This is a genomic window from Marinilabilia sp. (assembly GCF_016278715.1).
Classification (GTDB): Bacteria; Bacteroidota; Bacteroidia; order Bacteroidales; family Marinilabiliaceae; genus Marinilabilia.
In genome coordinates this window covers 1-5,383 of the sequence record NZ_JADQBH010000313.1, presented here as the reverse complement: position 1 = coordinate 5,383, position 5,383 = coordinate 1, and the positions used below count along the sequence as shown (strand labels likewise).

Annotated in this window: 2 protein-coding genes; both read left to right on the top strand. The window is 43.0% G+C overall.

Annotated elements, in window-relative coordinates; translation table 11 throughout:
- A partial coding sequence (locus tag QZZ43_RS18995; protein ID WP_291862608.1) for an ATP-binding protein occupies nt 1–2,683 on the top strand: 2,683 nt, incomplete at its 5' end.
- A gap of 472 nt (nt 2,684–3,155) precedes the next feature.
- Nucleotides 3,156–5,383: SusC/RagA family TonB-linked outer membrane protein (locus QZZ43_RS18990; RefSeq protein ID WP_291862605.1), on the top strand; the 2,228-nt coding region annotated here is incomplete at its 3' end.

Sequence of the window (5,383 nt, the reverse complement as noted above, 5' to 3'; positions counted from 1 at the left end):
ATTCGACGAGGCTAATGACCGTTTTCTGCATTACCGTGATGGAGACCTGAATTCAGTTAATTCCAATTTCATTCTGACCATGGAAGAGGATAATGTGGGCAACTTATGGGTGGGTACCTCTTTTGGCATTAATGTGTTGGATAAGAATACCGGCAGATTTTCTCATATTGCGGCCAATCCTGGAAAGGAAAACGCTTTGAGTCATCATATTGTGCTGGCCATTTTGCAGGACCAGCGGGGAACGATGTGGTTTGGCACGCGCAACGGGCTTAATATGTACGATCCACAAACGCAGGAATTTCGTTTGTTCCTGGAGCGTGACGGGCTGCCCGATAACAATATCCTGAATCTGCTGGAGGATGATGCCGGAAATATCTGGATGAGTACGTTGAATGGTTTATCCCGATTGGAAATAGACGAATCAGAGGAGAGGACAGACTACTCTTTTAGCAATTTCGATCTGTTGGATGGCTTGCAGGGGCGGGAGTTTAACGAACACGCTGCGTTTAAGACATCAGCAGGAGAATTGATTTTTGGTGGGCCGGATGGGTTTAACTTGTTTAATCCGGCCAATATTCAGAAAAGTACCCGAATTCCTCAGGTGCGAATCACCGGCTTAAGGCTCTTCAACAAACAAATTGAAGTAGGCGAGAAAGTGGATAGAAAACCGATTCTCGTAAGCCCTTTGTTTCTTTCTGATACCCTGACCCTAAAGCACAACCAGAATGTTTTTTCTCTGGAGTTTTCGGGAATGGGCTATTTCCACCCCGAGAAAGTTAAATATCAGTATAAGCTGGATGGATTTAATGAAGATTGGGTCTCTACCGATGCCTCCAACCCATTAGCAACTTATACCAACCTCAATTACGGGACTTATCGTTTCCGGGTGAAAGCAAAAGTGGGAGAGGATGGTTCGTTGGGAAGTGAAGCCAATTTAACTGTCGTGATTAAGCCTCCTTTTTATGCGACTCAATATGCCTATGCCGCTTACATTATTTTATTTGTGGGGTTGGTAGCGTTTTTTGGTTTTATAGTCAGGCGCCGTGAACGGATTAAATATGAGCGGCAGAGCGAGTTGATGCAACATAAGCGCATTCACGAAATGGATGCAATGAAAATTCGGTTTTTCACAAACATCAGCCATGAGTTTCGTACACCGCTTACTCTTATTATCACCCCCCTGGAAAAGCTGGTCAGAGAGGTGGGAGATGCTTCTGTGAGAGACCAATTAAAGCTGGTAACCCGGAATGCTAAAAGACTGTTGGGGCTGGTGAATCAGTTATTGGATTTCCGAAAAATGGAAGTTCAGGGCCTTACCCTCAACAGAAGCCAGGCAGATCTTGTTGCGTTTGTAAAAGAGGTTGGACTCTCTTTTTCTGATTTGTTTGAAACTAAAACTATTCGGTTTTCAATCTTTGCCAATACCGATTCATTAATGATGGCATTTGATCCTGATAAAATGGAGAAAATTGTTTTCAATTTGCTTTCCAATGCTTTCAAATTTTCCCAGGAAAACGGAGAGGTGTATCTGAACCTCGAGTATTTAAAAGCGGGTTCGGAAGGAGTCATTGATGATAAAAGAGGGGTGGTGAAAATCATTGTTGGGGATAAAGGAATCGGCATTCCACAGGAAAAACAGGAAAAGGTTTTTGAAAGATTTTTTCAGGCCGGTGACGGGACTGAACAGAACATGGGAAGCGGTATTGGGTTGGCCATAACGAAAGAGTTTGTGCGCCTCCATGACGGTGAAATATATGTGAAAAGTGAGCCGGGTAAGGGAAGTGTTTTTACTGTTGAACTACCAGTTGTCTCTCAAAATGATACAGGTGACCCCGAACCAATCAAAATTGAACTTAGCCAGGATGTTCAGCACAACGAGAGTCATTTTAAAGTGGAAAAAAGGGATGACTCAAAAAAACCTTTGCTCCTGATAATTGAAGACAATGAAGATTTGAGGTTTTATCTGAAAGAGAATCTTGGAGCACAATATAGAGTTGTTGAGGCCGCCGACGGGGATGATGGACTGGAAAAAGCCCGTTCTGTCTATCCTGATATTATTATCAGTGATATCATGATGCCGGGAACTGATGGTGTGGAATTATGCAGGAGCCTGAAAAGTGAATCCAAAACTTCTCATATTCCGTTGATTTTGCTCACCGCTAAAGTCTCCTCGGAACAGGAAGCCGAGGGATTGGAAGCAGGTGCCGATGATTACATCACGAAGCCTTTTAACTATGAGGTGTTGGAACTCAAAATCCGAAAGCAGATCGATATTCGCCAGCAATTCAGAGCAAAACTCGAAAAACAGCATTACGAAATTGCTCCGGGGGAAATTGGGGTGACATCGCTGGATGAGAAATTCATTAGAAAGGCCACTCGTTTTGTGGAAACAAATATTTCCAATACCGAATTGTCGGTTGAGTCCTTTAGCCGTGAAATGGGCGTAAGTCGCGGACATTTGTACAACAAAATCCTCGCTCTTACCGGCAAGACTCCTACCGAGTTTATTCGCATCATGCGCCTGAAGCGTGGAGCTCAACTGCTCGGGAAAAGCCAGCTAAACGTTGGGGAGATTGCGTTTAAAGTGGGATTTAATGATCCAAAATACTTTTCTCGATATTTTAAAGATGAATTTGGCGTTTCACCTTCTGAGTATGCCAAACGTGTTGAGAATAATGAGTAAAATCTCTCCCAACCCTTCAACTTATGTTCAGTCACGTCATGGAGATTGCCCAAAAAGTTATGGGTTTCGTGTTTTTTGTCATTACTAAATGCAGTGAAGAATCTCGTTGTCAATAATCTACAAGACCATGCTCCGCGCAATACAAAAGCTGTGGTGACTATTTAGACTGCTCCAATCTCAAACTTTTAACCGGACACCAATGATTTTTTTTAATAATTATTAGCACATCGACTTTGTGGCTGATAATGAGTGTTTTAATCATTGATTGTAAGACATTTCACTCCCTTTTAAAATACATTTAATCTCCCTCCGGTTACCAAACCACCCCATCATCCATACAAAACGACTTAAATCTTAAATAGTGTTAAAATATCTTTGAATCATCCAAGTCCGAAAACCGGAATGGAGGTAAAGTCTATTGGCTTGCCAAATCAATGAGTGTTTCATTTATTAAAGATTTAAATCCAATGCTATGTTAAAAAAGAGTTTTCTTTTATTGTTCTTTTTTGTGGCGGGGATAGGCCTGATGGCTCAGCAAACAGTGACCGGTTTGGTTACTGACTCGTCAAATGAACCCGTTCCCGGGGTCTCCATCCTCGAGAAAGGGACTTTGAATGGTACCATTACCCAGGTTGATGGTAACTACTCAATAGAAGTAAGCGAAGGGGCCACATTGGTTTATTCGTTTATCGGTTTTGAAAATCAGGAAATTCCTGTTGAGGGACGTTCAACCATTAATGTGGTCCTCACAGAAAATATCACAGACCTTGATGAAGTCGTGGTTGTTGGTTACGGAGTTCAGAAGAAAAAACTTGTAACCGGTGCCACGCTTCAGGTAGATGGAGAGGACCTCCAGAGAAGGAGTAATACCAGTGCTCTTGAGGCTTTGCAGGGACAAACACCGGGAGTTCAGATCTCATCAACTTCCGGACAGCCTGGTGAAGGATTGAAGGTTGTTGTTCGTGGAATGGGAACCATCGGAAATAGTGGTCCCCTGTATATTGTTGATGGAGTTCAGACCGGCGATATTGCCCATTTGAATAATGCCGATATTGAAAGTATTGACATTTTAAAGGATGCGGCCTCTGCTGCTATTTATGGATCTCAAGCGGCCAACGGAGTTGTGCTGATTACCACAAAATCAGGTAAAAAAGGCAAAGCTCAGATTACCCTTGACACCTATTATGGAATTCAAAACGTTTCGCGTAAAGTGGATATGCTGAATGACCGTGAGTATGCTGTGATTATGAATGAAGCAGCTATCAACTCAGGTAAAGCACCGCGTTTTACTTCCGACAATATTAACAATATTGGTTCGCAGGGATGGGGCAATACCAATTGGATGGATGAGATGTTCTATGAAAATGCCATCACTCAAAACTATACTTTAGGTGCTTCCGGTGGAAACGACGTGTCGACCTATTCCACTTCTGTTTCTTATACAGGGCAGGAAGGTATTGTTGGAGGTCCGGCAGTTTCGAATTATGACCGGTACAATTTTCGTGTGAACTCGGAGCATAAGTTTTTCGACGGATTGATTACTATGGGGCAGCATTTGACTTTTGCTTATATCGAGAAAAACGGAATAAGCGTTGGTAATCAATACAACAACAGTATGCGAGGGGCTTTCAATACCAGTCCATTTTTGCCTATGTATGATGATTCGGGCAATTATTTGAATAACACCGGAAATGCCGGAGTTATGTATCAGGAAAAAGAATGGCAACCTTGGTATGATGGAGAAAGCAACCCCTACGCTTCGATGATGCTCGGAAATATGAGCGACGATAATAACCAGAAGTTGCTGGGCGATGTTTACATCAGGGTGAATCCTATTGAAGGTCTGACTTTTGAAACGAAATTTGGTGCAGATTTCTACACCAGCGAAGGTCGTTGGTATGGCCCTGAATATGAGCTTTCAATGTATGCTTTTCGCGATCATGATGTGGCCACACAGAATCTGAGCAAAGGATTGGCTCTTACATGGGATAATATACTGACTTATGACTTTAATATTGCAGACCATGGTATCACCGCAATGGCGGGTATGTCCTCTTATCAGAACCATGGATCAGAAATGAGAATTTCCAACTCTGATTTGTTGCCTACCGGACTGGATTATGCCTGGATAAATAACACCACCAATACCGACCTGGCCCGATTGACTTACCAGGGAAAACCTTTCGATGAATCGATGCTTCTCTCTTACTTCGGAAGGGTAAGCTATGATTTCAGGGAAAAATATATGTTGAATGCGACTTTCCGTGCTGATGGGTCATCCCGGTTTGCAAAAGGAAACCGTTGGGGATATTTCCCTTCTGTTTCTGCCGGTTGGGTTGTAACCAATGAGTCTTTCATGGAAAGCATCCAGGGCGTGATGAATTTCTTTAAGCTTCGGGCAAGCTGGGGACAAGTGGGTAACCAGAGTATCGACCCATGGCAATATCTGGCTCCTATTCAGACTGCCAATACAAATTATTATTTCGGCTCGGCAGATTTCGATGCCGCCGGGAACACCAACGGAGCATATCCTAACCGTCTGGCAAATGAAGACCTTCAGTGGGAAACTTCAGAACAAATCAATATCGGTTTTGATGCCCGCTTCATGCGTTCACGATTGGGACTGAATGTCGATTTTTATGAAAGGTCAACCAAAGACTGGTTACTTCAGGCTCCTATTCTGGCTACAGCTGGTGCCGA